A 24333-nucleotide genomic window follows, 5' to 3' on the forward strand; every position below is an offset into this window, starting at 1 on the left:
GGAACAACACATTCCGTCCAGAAGTGACACAAATGGTCACTCACCATCCAGTCCATTCCTAAGCAATCGCCATATCGTTATTCGTTAACAGTATTTAAATTCCGCTTCTTATAGCTATAAAGTCAGCCTCCTGCGTACCTGCCGACCAATCGGCGCGCCGCACGACACGAACCAACACGCAATCCAGCGTGAGTTTCTGATCGACGCGCGCGCCCTTGAGCGCGCCGTGCGTGGGAGATTGATTGATGTCCGCAGCTACTGCTACCCCAAGCGCCGCGACTGTCGCGACGCAAACTTTCGAGATCCGCCCGTTCAGCGGTGCCGTCGGCGCCGAAATCATCGGCCTCGACCTGACCCGCCCGGTCAACGATGAAGACTTCGCCCGCATCCACCGCGCGCACCTCGATCACCACGTCGTGGTGTTCCGCGACCAGCGCATCACCCCGCAACAGCAGATCGATTTCAGCCGCCGCTTCGGCGTGTTGCAGATCCACGTGCTCAAGCAGTTCCTGCTGGCCAATCACCCGGAAATCCTCATCGTTTCCAACATCGTCGAGAACGGCCAGAACATCGGCCTCGGTGATGCCGGCAAGTTCTGGCACTCGGACCTTTCCTATAAAGAGCTGCCGAGCCTCGGCTCGATGCTGCACGCCCAGGAGCTGCCGTCCGAAGGCGGCGACACCCTGTTCGCCGACATGCATAAAGCCTGGGACAGCCTGCCCGACGCCCTGCGCAAAGCCGTCGAAGGCCGCTCGGCTGCGCATTCCTACACCGCGCGCTACAGCGAAACCAAATTCGAAGGCAACTGGCGCCCGACCCTGACCCCGGAGCAATTGGCTCAGGTCGCCGAAGTCGTGCACCCGGTGGTCCGCACCCACCCGGAAAACGGCCGCAAAGCATTGTTCGTCAGCGAAGGCTTCACCACTCGCATCGTCGGCCTGCCGGAAGACGAGAGCAAACAACTGCTCGACGAGCTCTACGCCCACAGCGTGCTGCCGCAGAACATCTATCGCCATCAATGGCAGCCCCACGACATGGTGTTCTGGGACAACCGCTCGCTGATCCACCTTGCCGCCGGCTGCCCCGCGCACCTGCGCCGCAAGCTGTATCGCACCACCATCCAGGGCGACGCGCCTTTCTGATTTGCCGGAGATCCGATCATGTCCAAACGTCTTCCATTCGCGCCGCTGGCGGCGGCCATCGGCCTCGGTTTCAGCCTGATCGCCGGCAGCCTGGTGGCGCCGACCGTGGCCCACGCCGAAGGTGAAATCCGTATCGCCGAACAGTTCGGTATTGTCTATTTATTGCTCAATGTGGTGCGCGATCAGGGACTGATCGAGAAGTACGGTAAGCAGGAAGGGCTCGACATCAAGGTCGACTGGACCCAGTTGTCCGGCGGCGCGGCGGTCAACGATGCGCTGCTTTCCGGCTCCATCGACATTGCCGGCGCCGGTGTCGGGCCATTGCTGACCATCTGGGATCGCACCCACGGCAAGCAGAACGTCAAAGCCGTGGCCTCGCTGGGCAACTTCCCGTACTACCTCGTCAGCAACAATCCCAAGGTCAAAACCATCGCCGACTTCACCGAGAAGGACCGCATTGCGGTGCCGGCGGTTGGGGTTTCGGTGCAGTCGCGCTTCCTGCAATACGCGGCGGCCAAACAGTGGGGCGACAAGGAGTTCAATCGCCTCGACAAGTACACCATCGCCGTTCCGCACCCGGACGCCACCGCTGCCTTGATCGCTGGCGGCACCGAGCTGACCGGGCACTTCTCCAACCCGCCGTTCCAGGATCAGGCGCTGGAAAATCCGAATGTGCACGTGGTGCTCAACTCCTATGACGTGCTCGGCCCGAACTCGCCGACCGTGCTGTTCGCCACCGAGAAATTCCGCAACGAGAACCCGAAAACCTACAAGGCGTTTGTCGAAGCCCTGACCGAAGCCGCGCAATTCGCGCAGAACGATAAAGGCGCGGCGGCGGACACCTACATCCGCGTGACCAAGGCCAAGATCGACCGCGCCGCGTTGCTGAAAATCATCGACAACCCGCAGTTCGAATTCAGCGTCACGCCGAAAAACACCTACCCGCTCGCCGAATTCCTCTACCGCGTCGGCGCGATCAAGAACAAACCCGAATCGTGGAAGGACTACTTCTTCCAGGACGCCAAACCGTTGCAGGGGAGCTGATCGACATGAACGCCCCTTTGCAAGGCCACGCGGCCAGCAACCCGATCGCCACCGCGCAAGCGCTGCTGGCGGTCGACCAGGTCAGCCTCGAATACCGCACGCCGCAGCGCGTCGTGCGCGCCACCCACCAGGTCAGTTTTGAAGTCGATCAACAGGATCGCTTCGTGCTGCTCGGCCCGTCCGGCTGCGGTAAATCCACCTTGCTCAAAGCTGTCGCGGGGTTCATTGCGCCGTGTGAGGGCGAGATCCGTCTGCAGGGCCAGCGCGTCGACGCGCCGGGGCCGGACCGGATCGTGGTGTTTCAGGAGTTCGATCAACTGCCACCGTGGAAAACCGTCAAACAGAACGTGATGTTTCCGCTGCTGGCTTCGCGCACGCTGAAGAAAAAGGAAGCCGAGGAGCGTGCGCTGCACTATCTGGAAAAGGTCGGTCTGGCGGCGTTCGCCGATGCCTATCCGCACACCTTGTCCGGCGGCATGAAGGCGCGGGTGGCGATTGCCCGGGCGCTGGCGATGCAGCCGAAAATCCTGCTGATGGACGAGCCGTTCGCCGCACTGGACGCCCTGACCCGGCGCAAGATGCAGGAGGAGTTGCTGCTGCTCTGGGAGGAGGTGCGTTTCACCTTGCTGTTCGTCACCCACTCGATCGAAGAAGCGCTGGTGGTCGGCAATCGCATCCTGCTGTTGTCGCCGCACCCGGGCCGGGTGAGGGCGGAAGTGCACAGCCATCAGTACGATCTGCACAGCCTTGGCGGCGTGGCGTTTCAAGAGTCGGCACGGCGCATTCACCGTTTGCTGTTCGATGAAGGGCCGTCGCTGGAAACCGAGCGCGAGCACGATTTCAACGACATTCGCATCGCTTATTGAGCCACCCGGAGGATTGCCCGATGAGCCATTCATCATCCGTACGTCAAGAATTCGAAAATGATCTGCAACCGCTGACCAGCGTCCCGGTGGAGCGCGAGCTGCCGCTGGGCCAGCGCCTGTGGCAACAGGGCTGGCTGCGTAAAAGCGTGATTCTGATTTTGCTCGCTGTGCTCTGGGAAGTGGTGGCCCGGGTGCAGAACAACGATCTGCTGCTGCCGAGCTTTTTGCAAACCAGTCATGCGCTGTACGACGGCCTGCTCAGTGGCGAACTGCTGGGCAAGGTGTGGATCTCGCTGGTGGTGCTGCTCAAGGGTTATCTGATCGGCATCGTCCTGGCCTTCGCCCTGACCACGCTGGCGGTCTCGACCCAATTCGGCCGGGACTTGCTGAGTACGCTGACCTCGATGTTCAACCCGCTGCCGGCCATTGCGCTATTGCCGCTGGCATTGCTGTGGTTCGGGCTGGGACAGAACAGCCTGATTTTCGTGCTGGTGCATTCGGTGCTGTGGGCGCTGGCGCTGAACACGTATGCCGGATTTCTCGGCGTCTCGGAAACCTTGCGCATGGCCGGCCGGAACTACGGTTTGAAGGGCATGCGCTTCGTGCTGTTCATCCTGATTCCGGCGGCGCTGCCGTCGATCCTCGCCGGGCTGAAAATCGGCTGGGCCTTCGCCTGGCGCACCCTGATCGCCGCCGAACTGGTGTTCGGCGCCACCAGCGGCAAGGGTGGTTTGGGCTGGTACATCTTCCAGAACCGTAATGAGCTGTACACCGACAAGGTGTTTGCCGGTCTGGCCGTGGTGATCCTCATCGGTTTGCTGGTGGAGAACCTGGTGTTCGACACGCTGGAGCGGGTGACGGTAAAACGCTGGGGCATGCAGCGCTGATTTTCTGATCTGCTAGCATTGCGTGCGAATCAATCCTGATCGGTCATGAGTGCTCAGCATGCAACTCCCGGACATGAACCTGTTGGTCGCCCTCGACGCCTTGCTCGACGAGGGCAGTGTGGTCGGCGCCGCGCGGCGGATGAACCTCAGTTCGGCTGCCATGAGCCGCACGCTGACGCGGATTCGCGAAGCGATTGGCGATCCGATTCTGGTGCGCGCCGGTCGCGGTCTGGTGCCGACGCCCAAGGCGCTGGAGTTGCGCGAGCAGGTGCGCGATGTGGTCGAACAGGCGGCGCTGCTGTTTCGCTCGGCCGATGCGGTGGAACTGGGGACGTTGCGCCGGCGCTTCAGCATTCGCGCTAACGATTTTTTCGTCGGCGTGTACGGCGGCAAGCTGTTCGACACCCTCGATCAACTGGCGCCGCACTGTGAGTTGCGTTTCGTCCCCGAGGGTGACGGCGATGATGAAGCCCTGCGCGAAGGGCGGATCGACCTGAGTGTCAGCAACACCCGCCCGGTGACCCCGGAAGTCAAAATACAGAACCTGTTTTCCACCCACTTCGTCGGCCTGGTGCGCGAGGATCACCCGCTGCTGGATGGCGAGATCACCGCCGAGCGCTATGCCGGGTTCTCCCACATCAGCATGTCCCGCCGGGGCATCGCCCGTGGGCCTATCGACACCGCTTTGAATGCCTTGGGGTTGGAGCGGCGAGTCGCGGTGATCGCGCCGAGTTTCCATGCGGCGATGTTCGCCCTGCCGGATTCCGACCTGATTCTGCCAGTACCCAAGGAAGCGTTGCTCAGCGTGCGGCGGCTGGGCTTGAAGCTGCGCTCGTTCGACCTGCCGATTCCGCTTCCGACGTTGATGCTGACCCAGGCCTGGCACCCGCGTTTCGACAAGGATCCGGCCCACCGCTGGCTGCGCGAAACCCTCAAGACCTGCTGCGACGAAACCTGGCTGGCGGCACAGCCCTGACGATTGCGTCTGATGCACTTATAAACTGCCGAGAAGTCAATTTTCGTCAGCACTAAGCCCTACTACCATGCTCCGGTATTTTTCCCTCCGGAGTTTGCCTGCATGACATCCCTGACGGTCACGGCGCCGATTGCCGCTGCCGCTCCGATGGCAGCCGCGCCACCGGTGTTCGGGGCGCGGATCATCATCGGTCTGGTCGGCGTGCTGCTGGCGGTGCTGGTGTCGGGTCTCAACGAGATGGTGACCAAGGTCGCCCTGGCCGACATTCGCGGCGCCCTGAGCATCGGTTACGACGAAGGCACCTGGCTGGTCGCCAGCTATACCGCGACCTCGGTGGCGGCCATGGCATTCGCGCCGTGGTGCTCGGTGACCTTTTCCCTGCGTCGTTTCACCCTGTGCGCCATCGGCGTGTTCACCCTGCTCGGGGTGCTCTGCCCGTTCGCCCCGAACTACGAAAGCCTGCTGCTGATGCGCATCCTGCAAGGCCTGGCCGGCGGTGCGTTGCCGCCGATGTTGATGACCGTTGCGCTGCGGTTTCTGCCGGCCAACATCAAGCTTTACGGTCTCGCCGGTTACGCCCTGACCGCCACCTTCGGCCCAGGTCTTGGTACGCCGCTGGCCGGGTTGTGGACCGAATACGTCGGCTGGCAGTGGACGTTCTGGCAAATCATCGTGCCGTGCCTGATCGCCATGGCCGCTGTCGCCTATGGCTTGCCGCAGGATCCGCTGCGTCTGGAACGCCTCAAAACATTTAACTGGAAAGGCCTGCTGCTGGGGTTTCCGGCGATCTGCATGCTGGTGATCGGTCTGTTGCAGGGCAATCGGCTGGACTGGTTCGAGTCGAACCTGATCTGCGCTTTGCTCGGTGCCGGTTCGCTGTTGCTGGTGGCGTTTCTGATCAATGAATGGTCGCAGCCGATTCCGTTTTTCAAGTTGCAGATGCTCGGCATTCGCAACCTGTCGTTCGCCCTGATGACCCTGGCCGGCGTGCTGGTGGTGCTGCTGGCAGTGGTGCTGATTCCGTCGAGTTACCTGGCTCAGGTGCAGGGTTACCGACCGGTACAGACCGCGCCGATCATGCTGATCGCGGCATTGCCGCAGTTGATCGCGCTGCCGCTGGTGGCGGCGTTGTGCAACTTGCGTTGGGTCGATTGCCGCTGGGTGCTCGGCATCGGTTTGAGCATGTTGACGCTTTCGTGCCTCGGCGGCTCGCAGCTGACCTCGGAATGGATTCGCGACGATTTCTACGTGCTGCAATGGCTGCAGATTTTCGGCCAGCCGATGGCGGTGTTGCCGTTGCTGATGCTGTCGACCGGCAGCATCCAGCCACAGGACGGGCCGTTCGCCTCGGCGTGGTTCAACACCGTGAAAGGCCTGGCGGCGGTGGTCGCCACCGGCGTGATCGAGGCGCTGACCACTTCGCGTCTGCATTTTCACTCGACGATGCTGGTCGATCGCCTCGGCAACTCGCCGCTGGCCGCGAGCAACGACCCCGGCCTCGCCCATCGCCTGCACGAACAGGCGGTGGTGCTGACTTCTTCGGATCTTTATCTGTGCATGGCTGGCGTCGCGGTGGCGCTGATCCTGCTGATTTTCTGGCTGCCGACGCGGATCTTTCCGCCGCGCGCGCCGACCTGACTGAAATAGAAGGTTCTTATGACGACTCAAGCAAAGCAAAAACTCGCGGTGGCTGTGGCCGCTGCGCTGGCGGTCGGTGTGCTGGTGTATCTGGCGATGCCCGGCCTGTTCGGCAAGCGCACCCAGCAGAACACCAACGACGCCTTCGTCTCCGCCGACTTCACCTTGGTGGTGCCGCGTGTGGCGGGGTTCATCAAAGAGGTGCTGGTGGAAGACAACCAGCAGGTCAAGGCCGGGCAGTTGCTGGCGCTGATCGATGACCGCGACCTGCGCGCTGCCGCCGAGGCCGCTGATGCGCAAACCCTGGTGGCCCGCGCGCAGTTGCAGAACGCCAATGCCACCCTGGAGCGCCAGACCTCGGTGATTGCACAGGCGCAGGCGTCGGTGGTTTCGGCCAAGGCTGAAATGGCTTTCGCACAGCAGGAGTTGAACCGCTACAACCACCTCGCGGGCGTCGGTGCCGGCACCGTGCAGAATGCGCAACAGGCGCGGACCCGGATCGATCAGGCCTCTGCGCGGCTGGACACGGCCACCGCGAAACTGGCGGCGGAACGTAAACAGGTCGAGATTCTGACGGCGCAGCGCGATGCCGCCGAAGGCAGTTTGAAACACGCTCAGGCCGCGCTGGAAATCGCCAGTTTCGAGCTGTCCTACACGCGCATCACCGCGCCCCAGGACGGCATGATCGGCGAGCGCGCCGTGCGGGTCGGTGCGTACGTGACGCCGGGCAGCAAACTGCTGGCGGTGGTGCCGTTGAAGCAGGCGTATGTGGTCGCCAACTTCCAGGAAACCCAGCTCACCGATGTGCAGCCGGGGCAGGATGTTGTCGTGCGGGTCGACAGCCTCGGCGGCGAAGCGCTCACCGGCCGCGTCGAGAGTATTGCCCCGGCTACCGGCGTGACCTTCGCGGCGGTCAAACCGGACAACGCCACCGGCAACTTCACCAAAGTCGTACAGCGGATTCCGGTGAAGGTTTTGCTGGATCCGGGCCAGCCACTGGCCGAACGGCTGCGGGTGGGGATGTCGGTAGAGGCGAGCATTGATACCCAAAGCTCGGCGACGTCGGTGCGTGAGGTGACACAGCGATGAAGCGCTTTCAGTCCCTGACAGTGGTCCTGAGTCTGTCGGCGTTGGCGGCGTGCACCGTCGGCCCGGACTTCCAGAAACCCGAAGCTACCCAGATCGCCGACTGGGCAAAGCCGTCAAAAAGCGCCCCCAGCCAGGCCGTCAGCGAACCGCTGAACGAGCGCTGGTGGGAAGTCTTTCACGACGCGCAACTCTCGGCCCTGACCCAGCGCGCCTTGCGCAGCAACCTTGACCTGCAACTGGCCAGCAGCCGCCTGCAACAAAGCCGCGCCGCCCGTCAGGTGATCACCGCCGACCGTTATCCAACGACCGCCGCCACCGGTAGCTACGCCCGCAAACGCAACAGCGGCGAAGGCCTGAACGACCCGTCCGGGCACAACGGCGATTCCGCGTTCAACCTGTGGGATGCCGGTTTCTCGGCCTCCTGGGAGCTGGACTTCTGGGGTCGCGTGCGCCGGGAAACCGAAGCCGCCGACGCCAACCTCGAAGTCGCGGAAAACGACCGTCGCGGCGTGCTGCTGGCGGTACTCGCGGACACCGCGCAGAACTACATCCAACTGCGCGGCGTGCAAAACACCCGCGCGGTCACCGAGCAGAACCTCGATGTGGCGCGGCACAGCCTGAAGCTTTCGCAACTGCGCCTCAACGATGGCGTAGCCACCGATCTCGACGTCGCCGAAGCGGCCGCGCAAGTGGCGGCCATCGAATCGCGGCTGCCGGCACTGGAGCAGCGTCAGGCGCAACTGATCAATGCCATCAGCCTGTTGATGGGCGAACCGCCGCAGGCGCTGGCGAAAGAGTTATCCACAGATGCGCCGGTGCCACAGTCGCCGCTGACCGTCGCCATCGGCCTGCCGTCGCAACTGGCCGAGCGCCGCCCGGACATCCGCCAGGCCGAAGCCCGATTGCATGCCGCCACCGCCAACATTGGCGTGGCGAAGGGCGATTTCTATCCGCGCATCACCCTGTCCGGCAATCTCGGCTCGCAAGCCATGCAGCTCAGTGATTTCGGCTCCTGGGGCTCTCGCGCCTTCGGCATCGGCCCGCAATTCAGCCTGCCGCTGTTCGACGGCGGCCGCCTGCGCGGCGTGCTTCAACTGCGCGAAGCCCAGCAGCAGGAAGCGGCCATCGGTTATCAACAGACCGTCCTGCGCGCCTGGCACGAAATCGACGACCAGTTGACCGCCTACAACGCCAGCCAGCGCCGCCGCGACAGCCTCGCTGAAGCCGTGCGCCAGAACCAGATCGCCCTGCGCACCGCGCAACAGCAATATGTCGAAGGCGTGGTCGACTTCGTCAACGTCCTCACCGTGCAAGGCGCACTGCTCGCCACCCAGGAACAATGGGTGGAAAGCTCCACCGGCGTTTCACTGGCGATGGTCGGGCTGTACCGGGCGTTGGGCGGGGGATGGGAGTCGGTGTATCCGGTGGGGGAGATGGCGCAGCGTTGAGTGCAAAAGCGCAAAAATAAAAAAACCGGCCGAAGCCGGTTTCTTTGACCCCAACTGCCAGCGAACTGAATCGCTACGTACGGGGTTGAGTGCGGTGAGAGTAAGCAACGAACGATAAATCGGCAATAACGGCCTTTTGGAAAGACGCGTAGGAAACTTCCCTAAAGTTTGTAAGCGACGAAAGCGCCCACCTCAAGACGAATGATGGCCTTTCGCTTGACGCTAATCCCCGCTGTCGTAGACTCCGAGCATCCGTCAGGGAGTAACGGTTATGCGGCGTTTTCGTGGTTGGGTTGTCGGATTGACCTTTGTAACGTGTGCAGTTCAGGCTCAAACGCCCGCGCCAGACGATCCGCTGCTGGATAACGGCGGGGCGGCGAATGCGTCGGCCAGCAGTGAAGCGCGCGGTGTGTTGCGGGCGCGGGATCAGGCGACGTTGGCCAGCGAGTTGTCCGGGCGCATCGTCGAGTTGCCGTTCAGCGAGGGCGAGTCGTTCAAGAAGGGCGATACCCTGGCGCGGTTCGACTGTTCGGCCTATCAGGCCCAGTTGAATGCCGCGCAGGCCGCCAGCCGTGGCGCCGGTGAAGAGCTGGCGCACAACCGGCAACTGGCGGCGCTCAATTCCGTCGGGCGTTTCGAAGTGGCCCGGGCCGAGGCCAAGGTCAGCGAAACCCAGGCGCAATCTCAGGTTTATCAAGTCCAGGTCAAACGCTGCAGCGTGGTCGCGCCGTTCGACGGGCAAGTGGTCGAGCGCAAGGTGCAGCGTTATGAAAGCGTGCCGGCCGGTGCGCCGCTGCTCGATGTGGTCGACAACCGCACCCTGGAAATTCATCTGCTGGTGCCGTCGCGCTGGATGGCCAGGCTCAAGCCCGGTCAGTCATTCAGCTTCGTGCCTGATGAAACCGGTCAGGCCATCGACGCCACGGTCAAACGCCTCGGTGCGCGGATCGATGAAGGCAGCCAGACCCTGTTGCTGGTCGCAACTCTTCCCGAAGCCAAAGGCTTGCTCGCCGGCATGAGCGGCACCGCGCGCTTTCCGGAGCTTAAGTGAACGCCCCGGTGAGCGGCGCCGCCGAGCAAGTATTCGCGCGGTTTCTCGATCTCGAACGGCAGACCCGCGCGGCCCATGACATTTCGCAACTGGCCTACAGCCTGGTCAATGACGGCCAGTCACTGTTTGGTTTTCGCCATGCGGCGCTGCTGATCGCCGGCAAAGTGCAGGCGGTGACCGGGGTCAGTGCGGTGGAGCCGAATGCGCCGTTCGTGGCGTTCGTCGAGCAGGCCGTGGCGCAGTTGTTCAAGCAGGATGTGCTGAAACAGGCGCGGGTGATCACGCCGGAAATGGTCGGCGAATCGATCCAGGCCGACTGGCGCAGTCTATCGGCCATGCAAGTGTTCTGGTTGCCGTTGATTGATCGTCAGGATCAGGTGTTCGGCGGTTTGTGGCTGGCCCGTGATCTGCCGTGGAACCCTTCTGAACAAGTGTTGCTGTCGCAGCTGGGCGACACCTACAGCCATGCCTGGCTGGCGCTGCAACCGCGCAAGCCATGGCGGCTGCGCTGGACCCGCAAACGCCAGGTGGCGCTGGTCGCCGTGTTGTTGCTCGGGCTGTTGATCCCGGTGCGCCAGTCGGTGCTGGCGCCTGCCGAAGTGGTGCCTCAGGGCGGGCGGGTTGTCGCCGCGCCGCTGGACGGAGTAATCGCAGAGTTTCTGGTCAAACCCAACCAGAGCGTGAAAACCGGTGATTTGTTGCTGCGCTTTGAAAGCACGACGCTGAAGGCTCAGGCCGATGTCGCCGAGCGTGCACTCGGAGTTGCCGAGGCGGAACTCAAAGCCAACTCCCAACGCGCGTTCGTTGACGCCGAATCCAGCTCCCGGGTCGACCTGCTGGCCGCCCGCGCCGAACAGAAACGCGCCGAACGCGACTATGCCCGCGAACTGCTCAACCGCAGCGAAGTGCGTGCCGAGCGCGACGGCATTGCGGTGTTCGCCGATGCCGAGCGCTGGACCGGCAAACCGGTGCAGACCGGCGAACGGCTGATGGAAATCGCCGACCCGAGCCAAGCCGAACTGCGTATCGAGCTGGGGGTGGGCGACGCAATCTCGCTGGAGCCGGGCGCCGAAGTCGCGCTGTTTCTCGACAGCGATCCGCTGCAACGCCACCTCGCCACCCTCGAACGTTCGGCCTACGAGGCGCAGCCCACCGCCGGCGGCCAATTGGCCTATCGGCTGGACGCCAATTTCGCCGACGCCCCGCCGCGCATCGGCCTGCGCGGCACCGCAAAAATTTTCGGCGACCGGGCGCCGCTGGCCTTGTACCTGCTGCGGCGCCCACTCGCCGGGCTGCGCCAGAGCGTAGGCCTGTAAATGACCCTGCCGAGCCTGCGTGCCGACCTGCAATTGTCGCCGGCGGCGCCGGCATTGGATGGTTCGCCGCGCTGGACGTTGGCCGACCCGGTGCGCGGGCGCTACTTCAAGCTCGGCGCGGCGGCTATGCGCCTGTTGCGCCACTGGTCGCTGGGCGATCCCGAACAAGTGCTGCGCGCCGCCAATCGTGAACCGGGTTTACCTCTGGACGGCAACGAGCTGGCGCAACTGCTGGAGTTCCTGCGCGGCCACGATCTGATCAGCGCCCTTGATGAGCAACAGCGCGCCAGTTATCGACTCAAGGCCCTCGTGCAACGCCAGAGCCTGTGGAAAATCCTGCTGCATCAATACCTGTTCTTCCGCATTCCACTGTGGCGCCCGGACGCTTTTCTCAACCGTGCCTGGCCGTGGCTGGAACGCTTCGGTCCGAGGGTCCTGCGCTACGGTCTGCCGGCAACGCTGGCGCTCGGGGTGTTTCTGGTGTCGCGGGACTGGCAGCGGTTCGTCGGCACCTTTCCGCACCTGTTCAGCCTCGGCGGCGCGATCGCGTTCGGCATCGCGTTGTTCTTCGCCAAGCTCTGTCACGAGTTCGGTCATGCGTTCATGGCCAAGCGCGCCGGGTGTCGAGTGCAAAGCATGGGCGTGGCGTTCATGGTCTTGCTGCCGATGTTCTACACCGATGTCAGCGATGCCTGGCGGGTCAATGATCGACGTGCGCGACTGTTGATCGGTGCCGGTGGGGTGCTGGCGGAATTACTGTTGGCGAGCATCGCGCTGCTGGTCTGGTCGTTCCTGCCGGACGGGCCCGGTCGCACGGCGGCGTTCATGCTCGCCAGCGCGACTTGGATCACCACACTGGTGGTCAATCTCAACCCGTTCATGCGGTTTGATGGCTACTTTCTGCTCAGCGATCTCTGGGAAGTCGACAATTTGCAGGGCCGGGCGTTTGCCCTGTGTCGCTGGCGGCTGCGGGAATTTCTGTTCGGCTATGGCGCTCCGGCGCCGGAGCCTTGGTCGCCGACGATGCAGCGGCGTTTGCTGATCTGGGGGTATGGCTCGTGGTTATGGCGTGCGGCGTTGTTTTTCGGGATCGCGCTGGCGGTCTATCACCTGTTCTTCAAGGTGTTGGGGATCTTCCTGATGCTGGTGGAACTGGTGTGGTTCATCTTTCTGCCGATCATGAGTGAGTGGCGCCAGTGGTGGAGCCGCCGCGAACAGGCTCACGGCCCCCGGGTGTTGCTCAGCAGCCTGGCGGTACTTGGCCTGTTGCTGGTGCTGATCGTGCCGTGGCGCAGCTCGGTCGAATTGCCGACGATGCTCGAGGGCGGTCGCGCCAGTGCCTTGCACGCGCCGACGGCGGCGCGGGTCAAAGCCGTGAAGGTGGAGGATGGTCAGACCGTTGCTCAGGGCTATGTGCTGATCGAACTGGAATCGCCGGACCTCGACTCGCGGCAGGCCATCGTCCGCCGGGAAATCCGCATCCAGCAATTGCTGATGCGTCGGCAGGCCGGTCGCAGTGAAACCGCTGCCGACGCCGGCATCGTCGAGCAACGCCTTGCCGAAGCGGTGGCGGAATACCGTGGCCTGACCGCCCAACGCGAACGCCTGCTGTTGCGTGCCCCCCACGCTGGCACCATGCGGGATCTGCTGCCGAACCTGACGCCGGGTCGCTGGCTGTCGAGCAAGGATGCGCTGGCGCGGGTGGTCGAGGACGGCACGCGACTGCGCGGTTACCTGGCCGAAGCCGAACTGTGGCGGGTCAAGCCCGGCGCCACCGGGCGGTTTATCGCCGACGACCCGATGCATGCTGCCATCGCGGTGCAACTCAATGAAATCGACACCAACGGTGTGGCCTATGTCGATCAGGAAGCGCTGACTTCCGATCACCACGGGCCGATTGCCGTGCGCCGCGATCAGCAGCAACGGGCGGAACCGGTGCAGGCGCAATACGGCGTACGTTTGACTACGCTGGAGCAGGCACCGACCCCGGTGCAGCCGCTGCGCGGCGTGGTGGTGTTGCAGGGCAGCGGCGAATCGGTGCTCGGCGTGGCCTGGCGCCGGATGGCGGCGCTGGGGGTCAGGGAAAGCGGTTTCTAGGGAGCATGAAGATGACGGAAAACCTGGCGGCGGACGGATTGGTGGTGCGGCCTTCGCGGGCGACTGACGAACCCTTTCTGCACAGCCTGTATCAATCGGCGCGGCCGGATCTGCAATGGATCGACGGCGAGCAGGAACGGGTGCAGCAAATCGTTGCCCAGCAATTTCAGGTGCAGGAGCAGGGCATGGGTGAAAACCATCCGAATGCCATGCACTACATCGTGGAAAAACTCGGCACGGCCATCGGCGCACTCAGCACCGATTTCGGCGTCAATGAAATCCGCGTGTTGTACCTCGCCTTCATTCCCCAGGCGCGGGGCAAGGGCTATGGCCGAACCGTGCTGCAAGGCGTGCAAAAAGCCGCGCAACAAGTGCGCTGCCCGGTGGCGACGGTGGTCTGGGCCAACAACCCCCATGCGCGCCAGCATTACCTGGCGCTGGGGTTTGCCGTGGAGGAGCGCAATCCGGCGGCGGAGCGGCTGGTGTGGTACCCGCAGTGAGGCGGGGTTTCAGTTGAAGGAAATGCAGAAATACCCCAACTGCGGATCCCGGCCCATCGCTGGCACCCGCGACACGAAAATGTCCTCCACCCGGCCGAGTTCCGGCAGTTCCAGCGCGCATAACCCGTCGACGAACTCGGTCGGCACCAGGCTGTTGAATTCGAGGCAGAAGGGCATGCGTTCGCTGTAGCGGGTTTTCGCCGCGGGGACCTCATCCAGGTGATCGATCCGGATCGGCAATGCCGTGCCATCGGGCAGGTGCAGCGTGCGTCGCTGTCCGAGCAACGGCTGGACGTGTTGAATCTGAACCGCTTGCAGCATGGTCTGACTCCAGTGAAAAAAGAACGGCCGGGGGCGGTGAAGCCCCCGGCGTTTGCTCAGTTGCGCGACGGGAACAGGCCGTTCAGGGCAACGCTGAAGTTGAGGACCAGGGCCGGGTTCAAGACTTGCAGTGGCTGACTGCCGCCGGTGGAGGAAATGTCCCCGGTGACGGTGGTGGTCACACCCTTGAGCGGCACCGGTGTGGCGCCTTGGGCGTCGGAGTAAATGTTCGCCGAACCCGGGCCGCCGCCGGACGCGCCGAGGTACGAGTTGGTGGCGGTCGGCACGGTCGCCGGATTGCTGGCGGGTACTGCCAGCGACAAGGCCGTGTTGGCGGTGAGGCCGGTCATCGCGTGAGTGTGGTTGGGCATGTTGGCGATGGTGGCGGTGACGCTTTCGGTGCCGTACACCTGACCGATGACGCGCGGCGTCAGGCCCAGTCCAGTGCCTTGTGCGACGGGCACGCGACCTTGCAGGTTGGGCAGTTGAAAGTTGGTCGTGCCATTGCCGCCGTAGTAAGTGCCCAGCAAGGCGAACAGCGCCTGGTATTGCGAGATGCCCAGGATTTGCCCGTTGCACAAGGCCCAGCCACTCGGGGCGAAGTTGAAGGCGAACGGTTGAATCGTACCCATAAAGACTTCCATGGTTCCTCATCCTTCTGTTGTGTGGTCGGCGCGCCGCGCGGTCGCCCTTGTTGTCGGGCCGGTCGAAACGTTTTGCTGACTCCTTCCTTTTGCGCGGGCAGGTCACGCCAAGCCGTAGCGTAGACCCGGATCGACGGACTTGCCGGACGTCGTCACGGCCGCGCGTCGACTTCGGCGCTGGCCTACAGTGTTCGCAGTCAATGACGCAAATCATGTTCGCAAAAAACGCTGAGGGGAGGTTGATGGAGGTCCTTCGCGAGACGCCGCTGGGGGATACCCAGGATCCGTTCGCCGCACCGAATGCCGGTGTCCGGCGCCTGTTGCGCTGGGCGCGCGAGCACTGGTTGATACCGATCCTGTTGCTGGCCACCGTGGTGCGCTTTTATGACCTGACCGCTGCCGCGATCTGGGGTGATGAAGGTTCGAGCCTGCTGCTGGCGCGCTATTCGCTGGGCGGGATCTGGACACACGCCGCGTTCGACGTGCACCCGCCGCTGTATTTCATGCTGCTGCACGGCTGGATCGGCGTGTTTGGCGACGGCCTGCTGGCCATCCGCAGTTTCAGTGCACTGGCCGGTATCGCCACGGTCGGGCTCGGCGTGAGCCTGGTCGACCGGCTGGCCACCCGCCGCGCTGCGATCATCGCCGGGGTGTTGCTGGCGCTGTTGCCGACGGCGGTGCGCTACAGCCAGGAAGTGCGCATGTATGCGTTGCTTGGCTTGCTGCTGATCGGCGCGACGCTGGTGCTGGTCAAGTGGATCCGGCGCCCGCAGCGTCACCGCTATCTGCTGATCTACGCGCTGCTGATGACGGCGGCGTTGTACACCCACTATTTCGCTGTGCTGGCGGCGCTGAGCCATTGGCTGTATCTGGGGCTGATCCGCCTGTTGCCGGGTTATCGCCTGAAGCATCTCCAGCGCAAGGACTGGTGGCTGGCCAATCTGGCCATTGTCGTGCTCTACCTGCCGTGGTTGCCGAACCTGCTTGACCTGCTGCAACACATGGACGCGCTCAAGGCCGGCGGCGATGTGGGCTGGGAAGATCCGGTGACCCTGTCTTCGCTGCCGTCGATGATCTGGCTCTGGCTGATCCAGGATGAGGGCGAGCAGTTGCCGTTGCTGCTGTTCGGCGGTGTGCCGCTGGCCTTGCTGGTGCTGGCGGCTGTCGCCGTCGCCCGGGATCGCAGCGTGAACCATGGCAGCGTGCTGCTGGCGGTCTATACCGGCGTGCCGTTGTTGCTGGTGTTCGCCGTGTCCTTCGTTACGCCGGTGTTCATCGAGCGTTACCTGACTGCCTACGCGCTGGGGCTGCCGATGCTGGCGGCGCTGGCCATCGATCGGCTCTACACCAGCGTGCGCGTGCTGGCGGTGGCGGTGCTGCTGTCGCTGGTCGGGGTCGAGATGATCGGGTTGAACAACAACGCCACGGTCGATCGCAACGATCAGTTCAACGTCATGGTCGATTACGTCAACCGCCACTTCACGAGCGGCGACCGGATCGTTACCAGCGACATGCTCTGGTACCTCAGTTACGTCTATTACAACCGTACAGACGCTCAAGTCCGGCTGTTTACGCCGCCCACCGTCGAGGGGCGCTCGACCCGCCCGAACCACTACGGCTTCGGCACGCTGGTGTCCGATGAGGTTTACCTCGATCGGTTGGGAGACCTGCCGAAGGACAGTGCCCGGGTCTGGTTGATCGGTGATCTGGACGTGGAAGTACCCGATCCATTTCTGCCCCTGCCTGCGACCTGGCAGCTGCGGGACCAGGTGCAGGCGGGCGGGGCGAAAGCGCGACTTTTTTCGTTGCAGGCGCCCAATGGATCGGGAGAAAACTGACTTAAACGCTTCACCATTTTATTCGCGATAAAGCCGATATTTTTAAGTCCGTTTTGCTCTGTTTTGATATCAAAACACTACTAGTCGAAAGGGTATTGTTGGACTACGCTCGTGGGACAAAAGGACTTACAAATACGGTGAAGGGATTGCAGCAGTTCCACTTTATCTCCGGCTTGCCGCGCTCAGGTTCTACCCTCCTTTCTGCAATCCTCCTGCAGAACCCGCGTTTTCATGCCGGCATGACCAGTCCGGTCGGCGCGCTGTTCTCCGGGGTCCTTGAACAGTGCAGCGCCGGCAGCGAATTCGGCGCGGTGATCGACACCGACATGCGCCGCCGCCTGTTGCGCGGCCTGTTCGATTCCTACTACGCCGACAAGGCCGACAAACCGGTGGTGTTCGACACCAACCGCCAGTGGTCTGCGCGACTGCCGGCCATCAACGACCTGTTCCCTCAAGCCAAGGTCATCGCCTGTGTGCGCAATGTCGCCTGGGTGATGGACAGCCTTGAGCGGCTGTACCGCGCCAATCCTTTTGAAAACACCAAACTGTTCGGCGATGCGGTCGAGCGCAACACTGTCTACAGCCGCTGCGAGACTTTGGCCCAGCGCAATCGTCTGGTGGGTTTCGCCTGGGCGGCGCTCAAGGAAGCCTATTACGGCGAGCACGCCGATTCGCTGCTGATCGTCGATTACGACCTGCTGACCCAGGCCCCCGAGCGGGTGCTGCGGCTGGTCTACGACTTCATCGGCGAACCCTGGTTCGAGCACGATTTCGAGCACCTGGCCTATGACGCGCCGGAGTTCGACCAGGCCCTGGGCGTGGCCGGCCTGCACAAGGTCAAGCCCAAGGTCGCCCTTGAGTCGCGGCGCACGATCCTGCCGCCGGACCTGTTCAAGCAATACGCCGATCTGTCCTTCTGGCTCGATGGCTCAGCCAGCGCTGCCAATGTCATTCGTATGAAGTCCGACGCCGCGATCAGCTGATCGCGGCGTTTTTCATTGATGCGTCAACAACTGTGTTCGAGTCCGGGTGAGCAACATGTGGTGGAGCAAGCAGAAGTCGCGGGTTACCGAAGGCCAACGGACGCTGGCGGCGCCCATGATCATGTCGCTGGAACCGCGCATGCTGTTCGACGGCGCCGTCGCGGCCACCGTGGCCACCGTGGCCGACACCGCCGCCCAGGCTGACAGCCATGCCACCGCCGATGCCGCGAAAGCGCCGGCTGCCGACCACCCGAGCGCCAGCAAGGACACCCACGGCCAGGCCGACGCCACGCCCGCCGCCAGCCCGGTCGCGGTGCCGGGGCAGAGCGTGGTGTTCGTCGATTCCCGGGTCAAGGATGCCGACAGCCTGCTCAAGGGCGTGGCCCCCGGCACGCAAGTGGTCAAGCTCGATGCCGGCAAGGACGGTTTGCAGCAGATCGCCGATTACCTCGACCAGCATCAGGGCGTGAGCTCGGTGCAGATCATCGCTCACGGCAACGCCGGTGACCTGTGGCTCGGCAACAGTTACCTGTCGGCCGACAACGTCGCCCAGCGCAGCGCGATCCTGGCGGAAATCGGCAAGGACATGAACGTCGGCGGCGACATCCTGATCTACGGCTGCTACACCGCCGAAGGCGATCGTGGCCTGAGCTTCGTCGACTCGCTGGCGCAATTGACCGGCCGCGATGTGGCCGCCTCGAACAACCGCACCGGGGTGGGCGGCGACTGGGATCTGGAGATCGCCACCGGCAACATCGAAAGCGCCAACGTGCTGTCGACCCGGGCGATGAGCGAATACCAGTGGGGCCTGGCCACCTGGACCGCCACCAACAATGCCAACACCGGGGTCGGCTCGCTGCGCGCCGCGCTGGCGTCGGCGCAGAACGGCGACATCGTGACCTTCAGCAGCGGCATGACGGTGCAGCTCACCTCGGAATTGCTGATCAACAAGAACGTCACCGTGGATGGCGACCTGAACAACGACGGGGTTGCCGACGTTACGCTCGACGGCCAATACCGGACCCGAGTGGTGGAAATCACCTCCGGCAGCACGGTGACCCTGGATGGTCTGGTCATCACCCGGGGCCTGGTCTCGGGCAACGGTGGCAATGGCGGCTACGGGGCAACCGGCGCCATGGGCGGCGGGATTTTCAACGCCGGCATCCTGACCCTGAACAACGTTTCGGTCACCGGCAACGCGGCGGCCGGCGGTGGTGGTGGCGGTGGTGTCACCGGTGCGTTTTACGGCGGTGGCGGCGGCGGTGGCGGTGGTCTTGGCGGTCAGAGCGGCGGTCATGGCGGCACGGCCGGGCCGGGCACCGGTACGCTGGGCGGCCAGGCCGGCAGCGGCGGTGTCGGCGGTTACGGCGGTGGCTACGACGCGACGCACATGGGCGGGCGCGGCGGCTCGACCACGGGCGGCGCGGGCGGTGTGGGCGTGTCCTATTACAGCAATGGCGGCAATGGCGGCACGGCCAGCAACGGCACGATTTCCATCGGTGGCGGCGGTGGCGGCGCTGGCTGGGACAAGGTTGGCGGCGTCGGCGGCAATGCGGCCGGCGGCATTTACAACGCTTCCACCGGCACGCTGAAAATCGTCGGCACCTCGGTCATCAGCAACAACATCGGCGCGGGCGGCGGTGGTGGTGGCGGCAGCGGCCAGGGCAGCAACAACCTGAACGGCGGCGACGGTGGACGGGGTGTCGGCGCGATCTGGAACCAGGGCGGCACGGTACTGATCACCGCTGCCAACTTCAGCGCCATCAGCGGCAACGCGGCCGGCAGCGGTTCCGGCGGCGCAGAACTGGGCGGTGGCGTGACGGGCTCTGTACCGCTGGCCTTCGCGGCGATCTACAACAATGGCGGCACGCTCAACACCGCCTATGTGGAACCACCGACCGCGACCATCGTGATGGCGGACACGGCCCTGAAAATCGGTGAAACCTCGCTGGTGACCATCACCTTCAGCCGGGCAGTCACCGGGTTTACCAACGCCGACCTGACCATCGCCAACGGCACGCTGACATCGGTCAGCAGCAGCGATGGCGGCCTGACCTGGACCGCGACTTTCACGCCGACAAACAACATTACCGACAGCACTAACCTGATCACCCTCGACAACACCGGTGTGACCGCCATCAGCGATGGCGTGGCGGGCGTCGGCACGACCAGCTCGGTCAATTACGCGATCGACACCGCACGGCCGACCGTGACTATCGTGATGTCCGACACGGCGTTGAAGATCGGCGATACCTCGCTGGTGACCTTTACTTTCAGCGAGGCGGTGACCGGCTTCACCAACGCCGACCTGACCATCGCCAACGGCACGCTGAGCGCCGTGAGCAGCAGCGACGGCGGCATCACCTGGACCGGAACGTTCACCCCTACGGCCAGCATCACGGACACCACCAACCTGATCTCCCTGGACAAGACCGGTATCGCTGACCTTGCCGGCAACGCCGGCAGCGGCACCACCGATTCGGCCAATTATGTGATCGATACCGTGCGCCCGACCGCGACCATTGTTGTGGCCGATACCAGTCTGGCAGTGGGTGAAACGTCGCTGGTGACCATCACCTTCAGCGAAGCGGTCAGCGGTTTCACCACCGCCGACCTGACAGTGGCCAACGGCATCCTGACCGGCCTGAGCAGCAGTGACGGCGGCATCACCTGGACCGCCACGCTGACGCCGACCACCAACATTACCGACACCACCAACCTGGTCACCCTGGATAACACCGGGGTCGTCGATCTGGCCGGCAACGCCGGCAGTGGCACCACCAATTCCAACAATTACGCGATCGACACCGCGCGTCCGACCGCGACCATCGTGGTGGCCGACAACGCCCTGAAAATTGGCGAAACCTCACTGGTGACCATCACCTTCAGCGAAGCGATCACCGGTTTCACCAACGCCGACCTGACCATTGCCAACGGCACGTTGACGGCGGTCAGCAGCAGCGACGGCGGTATCACCTGGACGGCGACGTTCACGCCGACCGCCAGCATCACCGACGCGACCAACCTGATCACGCTGAACAACACCGGCATCGCGGACCTGAACGGCAACGCCGGCAGCGGGACCACCGACTCCAACAACTACGCCATCGATACCGTGCGCCCGACCGCGACCATTGTGGTGGCCGACAACAACCTGCGGATCGGTGAAACCTCGCTGGTGACCATCACCTTCAGTGAAGCGGTCAGCGGTTTCACCAACGCCGACCTGACGATCGCCAACGGCACGTTGAGCGCGGTCAGCAGCAGCGACGGCGGCATCACCTGGACCGCGACGTTCACCCCGAGCGCCAGCATCACTGACACCACCAACCTGATCACCCTGGACAACACCGGCATCGTCGACCTGTCGGGCAACGCCGGCAGCGGCACCACCGATTCCAACAATTATGCGATCGATACGGTGCGGCCAACCGCAACCATCGTGGTCGCCGACAGCAACCTCACTGCCGGCGAAACCTCGCTGGTGACCATCACCTTCAGCGAAGCGGTCAGCGGCTTCACCAACGCCGACCTGATCATCGCCAACGGCACGTTGACGGCGGTAAGCAGCAGCGATGGTGGCATCACCTGGACGGCAACGTTCACGCCGAACCTGGGCGTCAACGACGCGACCAACCTGATCGTGCTGGCCAATACCGGCATCGCCGACCTTTCGGGCAACGCCGGCAGCGGCACGACCAACTCCAACAACTACACCATCGACACCGTGGTGCCGACCGCGACCATCATCATTGCCGACAACTCGCTGAAAATCGGCGAAACCTCGCTGGTGACCATTACCTTCAGCGAAGCGGTGACCGGTTTCACCAACGCCGACCTGACGATTGCCAACGGCACGCTCAGCGCGGTCAGCAGCAGCGACGGCGGGATCACCTGGACGGCGACCTTCACACCGACCACCAACATCACCGACGCCACCAACCTGATCACGCTGGACAATACCGGCGTACAGAACCTGTCAGGTAATGCCGGCAGCGGCACCACCGATTCGAACAACTATTCGATCGACACGGTCCGTCCGACCGCCACCATCGTGGTCGCCGACACCGCGCTCGGCGTCGGTCAGACCAGCCTGGTGACCATTACCTTCAGCGAAGCGGTGACCGGTTTCACCAACGCCGACCTGATCATCGCCAACGGTACGCTGAGTGCGGTCAGCAGCAGCGACGGCGGCATCACCTGGACCGCGACGTTCACGCCGGCGGCGGGCATCACCGACACCACCAACCTGATCACCCTGGACAACACCGGCATCTCCGATCTGGCGGGCAACGCCGGCAGCGGCACCACCGATTCCAATAACTATGCGGTCGACAGTCAGCGTCCGACGGCGACCGTCGTCATGACCGACAGTGACCTGCGGCCCGGCGAAAACGCGCTGGTGACCATCACCTTCAGCGAGGCGGTCACCGGTTTCGACAACTCCGACCTGAGCGTTGCCAACGGCACCCTGAGCAACGTTTCGTCGAGCGACGGCGGCATCACCTGGACGGCCACCTTCACGCCGAACATCGGCGTTACCGATCTGACCAACCTGATCGTCCTGAACAACACCGGCATCACCGACCTGGCCGGCAACACCGGCACCGGCACCACCAGTTCGGCCAACTATCAGGTGCAGACTCAGGTGCCGACCGCCACCATCGTGGTTGCCGACACTTCGCTGAAGGCCGGGGAAACCTCTCTGGTAACCATCACCTTCAGTGAAGCGGTCAGCGGTTTCGACAACAGCGACCTGACCATCGCCAACGGCACGTTGAGCAACGTCAGCAGCAGCGACGGCGGCATCACCTGGACTGCGACTTTCACCCCAACCAACAACATCACCGACAGCAGCAACCTGATCACCCTGAACAACGCCGGGGTGGCCAACCTGTCGGGCAACAGTGGCGTCGGCACCACCGATTCCAACAACTTCGCGATCGACACCGCGCTGCCGACCGCCACCATCGTGGTCGCCGACAATCGCCTGGGCATCGGTGAAACCACCACCGTGACCATTACTTTCAGCGAAGCAGTGAGCGGGTTCGACCTGTCGGACATCAGCGTCGCCAACGGTTCGCTGTCGAACCTGACCAGCAGCGACGGCGGCGTGACCTGGACCGCGACCTTCACGCCGACAGCCAACGTCAACGACCCGACCAACCTGATCCTGATCGACACCGCCGGCGTCCAGGATCTGGCCGGCAACCTCGGGGCGAGCATCGCCATCTCCAACAACTACATCCTCGATGCGACCCGGCCGACGGTGAACATCGTGGTCGCCAACCCGCATCTGGGCATCGGCCAGAGCACCACGGTGACCTTCACCTTCAGCGAGGCGGTGAGCAATTTCGACCTGTCCGACCTGAGCGTGACCAACGGTGATCTGAGCAACCTGAGCAGCAACGATGGCGGCAAGACCTGGACCGCGACCTTCACGCCGACCGCGAATGTCACCGACCCGAGCAACTTCATTGCCCTGGACACCAGCAACGTCACCGACCTTGCGGGCAATGCCGGCAGCACGGTGGCGGTGTCGAACAACTACGCCCTCGACAGCGAGCGGCCGACCGCCACGGTGGTGATCGCCAATCCGAATCTGGGCGTCGGTCAGACCTCGCAGGTGATCATCACCTTCAATGAAGCGGTGAGTGGTTTCGACCTGTCGGACCTCAGCGTAGCCAACGGCACCTTGTCCAACCTGAGCAGCAGCGACGGTGGCAAGACCTGGACGGCGACCCTGACGCCGAACGCCAACGTCAACAGCGCCAGCAATGCGGTCAGCCTCAACACGGCCGGGGTCAGCGACCTGTCGGGCAACAGTGGCAGCAGTGTCAGCAGCTCCGGCAATTACGTGATCAACACGGTGCCGGTGGTGCCTGTGCCTCCTGTGACACCGACTTCTCCGCTGATCGTGGTAACGCCAGATCCGGAATTCCGCAGCAGCGATCCGGTCGCACCGCCACCACTGCCGAACGTTCCGCTGCAACCCATCGTCTTCACGCCGCCCACCGGTGACCTCGGTTCACCGCTGACTTTTGCGCCGTTGTTCGAGCAGCGGGTGATCGGCAACGGCATCCGTCCGCTGGGGGACATTTTCATCAACCGCGGTGCGCTGAGCCCGAGCTTCATTGCCCAGGTTTTCAGCAGCAGCGACAACCTGGGTGACGGTTCCGGTCATGGCTTCCTCGGATTCGGCGGCGGCGATGGCGGGGTGTTCGGCAGCAGCACGCTGTCGAGCCTGTTCAATCAGGACAGCAGCGCCGAGCGCGATTCGCTGAATGCCTTCGGCAGCCAGTCGATCAAGGGCGGCGATATTTCCCAGGGCCTGCGCGGTGTGTTCGGCGCGCCGACCCTGGGCCAGCAACTGCAACAGATCAAGGACAGCGAGCAGCACCGGGTCGACAACCTGGCAGCAGCACTGCAACAGGTCGGCATCAGCGAAATGCCGGCCTGACAACACACAACAACTCACATATGTGCGGGACCT

General features: G+C 63.6%; 17 protein-coding genes. 15 read left to right on the top strand and 2 right to left on the bottom strand.

Annotated elements, in window-relative coordinates; translation table 11 throughout:
* Nucleotides 1–245: 245 nt before the first annotated feature.
* From CAF90_RS22425 to CAF90_RS22480, 12 genes are all read left to right on the top strand, one after another.
* Entirely contained in the window at nt 246–1142 is an 897-nt protein-coding gene (locus CAF90_RS22425; RefSeq protein WP_085608533.1) for a TauD/TfdA family dioxygenase, read from the top strand.
* 18 nt (nt 1143–1160) lie between these two features.
* Nucleotides 1161–2186: an ABC transporter substrate-binding protein gene (locus CAF90_RS22430; protein WP_007957722.1), complete on the top strand. Its 1026-nt coding sequence runs from the start codon at nt 1161–1163 to the stop codon at nt 2184–2186.
* Nucleotides 2187–2191: 5 nt separating this feature from the next.
* On the top strand, nt 2192–3052 hold the full coding sequence (locus CAF90_RS22435; protein ID WP_085608534.1) for an ABC transporter ATP-binding protein: 861 nt from the start codon (nt 2192–2194) through the stop codon (nt 3050–3052).
* Nucleotides 3053–3072: 20 nt separating this feature from the next.
* Nucleotides 3073–3939 carry an ABC transporter permease gene (locus tag CAF90_RS22440; protein ID WP_085608535.1) on the top strand — a complete coding sequence of 289 codons (867 nt, stop codon included), beginning with the start codon at nt 3073–3075 and terminating at the stop codon, nt 3937–3939.
* Between the two features lie 58 nt (nt 3940–3997).
* The gene (locus tag CAF90_RS22445; RefSeq protein WP_007957716.1) at nt 3998–4915 is read left to right on the top strand and encodes a LysR family transcriptional regulator; all 918 of its coding nucleotides are present in this window, start codon (nt 3998–4000) and stop codon (nt 4913–4915) included.
* 102 nt (nt 4916–5017) lie between these two features.
* Nucleotides 5018–6553: an MFS transporter gene (locus tag CAF90_RS22450; protein WP_085608536.1), complete on the top strand. Its 1536-nt coding sequence runs from the start codon at nt 5018–5020 to the stop codon at nt 6551–6553.
* A gap of 18 nt (nt 6554–6571) precedes the next feature.
* Nucleotides 6572–7642: an HlyD family secretion protein gene (locus tag CAF90_RS22455; RefSeq protein WP_085608537.1), complete on the top strand. Its 1071-nt coding sequence runs from the start codon at nt 6572–6574 to the stop codon at nt 7640–7642.
* Nucleotides 7639–9090 (top strand): efflux transporter outer membrane subunit, encoded by a 1452-nt coding sequence (locus tag CAF90_RS22460; protein WP_085608538.1) that lies wholly within the window; start codon nt 7639–7641, stop codon nt 9088–9090. The genes CAF90_RS22455 and CAF90_RS22460 overlap by 4 nt, the downstream gene beginning before the upstream one ends.
* A gap of 271 nt (nt 9091–9361) precedes the next feature.
* Nucleotides 9362–10141 carry an efflux RND transporter periplasmic adaptor subunit gene (locus CAF90_RS22465; protein WP_085608539.1) on the top strand — a complete coding sequence of 260 codons (780 nt, stop codon included), beginning with the start codon at nt 9362–9364 and terminating at the stop codon, nt 10139–10141.
* Nucleotides 10138–11457, top strand: coding sequence for an efflux RND transporter periplasmic adaptor subunit (locus CAF90_RS22470; RefSeq protein WP_085608540.1), 1320 nt, complete (start codon nt 10138–10140; stop codon nt 11455–11457). Before CAF90_RS22465 ends, CAF90_RS22470 begins: the two co-directional genes overlap by 4 nt.
* The gene (locus CAF90_RS22475) at nt 11458–13554 is read left to right on the top strand and encodes a biotin/lipoyl-binding protein (RefSeq protein WP_085608541.1); all 2097 of its coding nucleotides are present in this window, start codon (nt 11458–11460) and stop codon (nt 13552–13554) included.
* A gap of 11 nt (nt 13555–13565) precedes the next feature.
* Nucleotides 13566–14054 (top strand): GNAT family N-acetyltransferase, encoded by a 489-nt coding sequence (locus CAF90_RS22480; RefSeq protein ID WP_371915875.1) that lies wholly within the window; start codon nt 13566–13568, stop codon nt 14052–14054.
* 9 nt (nt 14055–14063) lie between these two features.
* Here the strand turns inward: CAF90_RS22480 and CAF90_RS22485 are convergent, their stop codons facing one another.
* Both CAF90_RS22485 and CAF90_RS22490 read right to left on the bottom strand, forming a co-directional pair.
* A complete protein-coding gene (locus CAF90_RS22485) occupies nt 14064–14375 on the bottom strand; it encodes a hypothetical protein (RefSeq protein WP_085608543.1) in 312 nt (103 codons plus the stop codon).
* 56 nt (nt 14376–14431) lie between these two features.
* Nucleotides 14432–15019 (bottom strand): phage tail protein, encoded by a 588-nt coding sequence (locus CAF90_RS22490; protein ID WP_085608544.1) that lies wholly within the window; start codon nt 15017–15019, stop codon nt 14432–14434.
* 242 nt (nt 15020–15261) lie between these two features.
* On the opposite strand from CAF90_RS22490, the gene CAF90_RS22495 reads away from it, so the two are divergent.
* The 3 genes from CAF90_RS22495 to CAF90_RS22505 all read left to right on the top strand — a co-directional run bounded on the left by CAF90_RS22495 (nt 15262) and on the right by CAF90_RS22505 (nt 24300).
* Entirely contained in the window at nt 15262–16857 is a 1596-nt protein-coding gene (locus CAF90_RS22495; protein ID WP_085608545.1) for a glycosyltransferase family 39 protein, read from the top strand.
* A gap of 137 nt (nt 16858–16994) precedes the next feature.
* Complete coding sequence (locus CAF90_RS22500; RefSeq protein ID WP_085608546.1) at nt 16995–17840, top strand: sulfotransferase; 846 nt, start codon at nt 16995–16997, stop codon at nt 17838–17840.
* Nucleotides 17841–17895: 55 nt separating this feature from the next.
* The gene (locus CAF90_RS22505; protein WP_085608547.1) at nt 17896–24300 is read left to right on the top strand and encodes an Ig-like domain-containing protein; all 6405 of its coding nucleotides are present in this window, start codon (nt 17896–17898) and stop codon (nt 24298–24300) included.
* The last annotated feature ends 33 nt before the right edge of the window (nt 24301–24333 follow it).

The organism is Pseudomonas sp. B37(2017) (genome assembly GCF_002112885.1).
GTDB lineage: Bacteria > Pseudomonadota > Gammaproteobacteria > Pseudomonadales > Pseudomonadaceae > Aquipseudomonas > Aquipseudomonas paraglycinae.

Coding starts and splice junctions, on each gene's coding strand:
- CAF90_RS22425 (WP_085608533.1), top strand. CDS start 246: ATGTCCGCAGCTACTGCTACCCCAAGCGCCGCGACTGTCGCGACGCAA.
- CAF90_RS22430 (WP_007957722.1), top strand. CDS start 1,161: ATGTCCAAACGTCTTCCATTCGCGCCGCTGGCGGCGGCCATCGGCCTC.
- CAF90_RS22435 (WP_085608534.1), top strand. CDS start 2,192: ATGAACGCCCCTTTGCAAGGCCACGCGGCCAGCAACCCGATCGCCACC.
- CAF90_RS22440 (WP_085608535.1), top strand. CDS start 3,073: ATGAGCCATTCATCATCCGTACGTCAAGAATTCGAAAATGATCTGCAA.
- CAF90_RS22445 (WP_007957716.1), top strand. CDS start 3,998: ATGCAACTCCCGGACATGAACCTGTTGGTCGCCCTCGACGCCTTGCTC.
- CAF90_RS22450 (WP_085608536.1), top strand. CDS start 5,018: ATGACATCCCTGACGGTCACGGCGCCGATTGCCGCTGCCGCTCCGATG.
- CAF90_RS22455 (WP_085608537.1), top strand. CDS start 6,572: ATGACGACTCAAGCAAAGCAAAAACTCGCGGTGGCTGTGGCCGCTGCG.
- CAF90_RS22460 (WP_085608538.1), top strand. CDS start 7,639: ATGAAGCGCTTTCAGTCCCTGACAGTGGTCCTGAGTCTGTCGGCGTTG.
- CAF90_RS22465 (WP_085608539.1), top strand. CDS start 9,362: ATGCGGCGTTTTCGTGGTTGGGTTGTCGGATTGACCTTTGTAACGTGT.
- CAF90_RS22475 (WP_085608541.1), top strand. CDS start 11,458: ATGACCCTGCCGAGCCTGCGTGCCGACCTGCAATTGTCGCCGGCGGCG.
- CAF90_RS22480 (WP_371915875.1), top strand. CDS start 13,566: ATGACGGAAAACCTGGCGGCGGACGGATTGGTGGTGCGGCCTTCGCGG.
- CAF90_RS22485 (WP_085608543.1), bottom strand. CDS start 14,375: ATGCTGCAAGCGGTTCAGATTCAACACGTCCAGCCGTTGCTCGGACAG.
- CAF90_RS22490 (WP_085608544.1), bottom strand. CDS start 15,019: ATGGAAGTCTTTATGGGTACGATTCAACCGTTCGCCTTCAACTTCGCC.
- CAF90_RS22495 (WP_085608545.1), top strand. CDS start 15,262: ATGGAGGTCCTTCGCGAGACGCCGCTGGGGGATACCCAGGATCCGTTC.
- CAF90_RS22505 (WP_085608547.1), top strand. CDS start 17,896: ATGTGGTGGAGCAAGCAGAAGTCGCGGGTTACCGAAGGCCAACGGACG.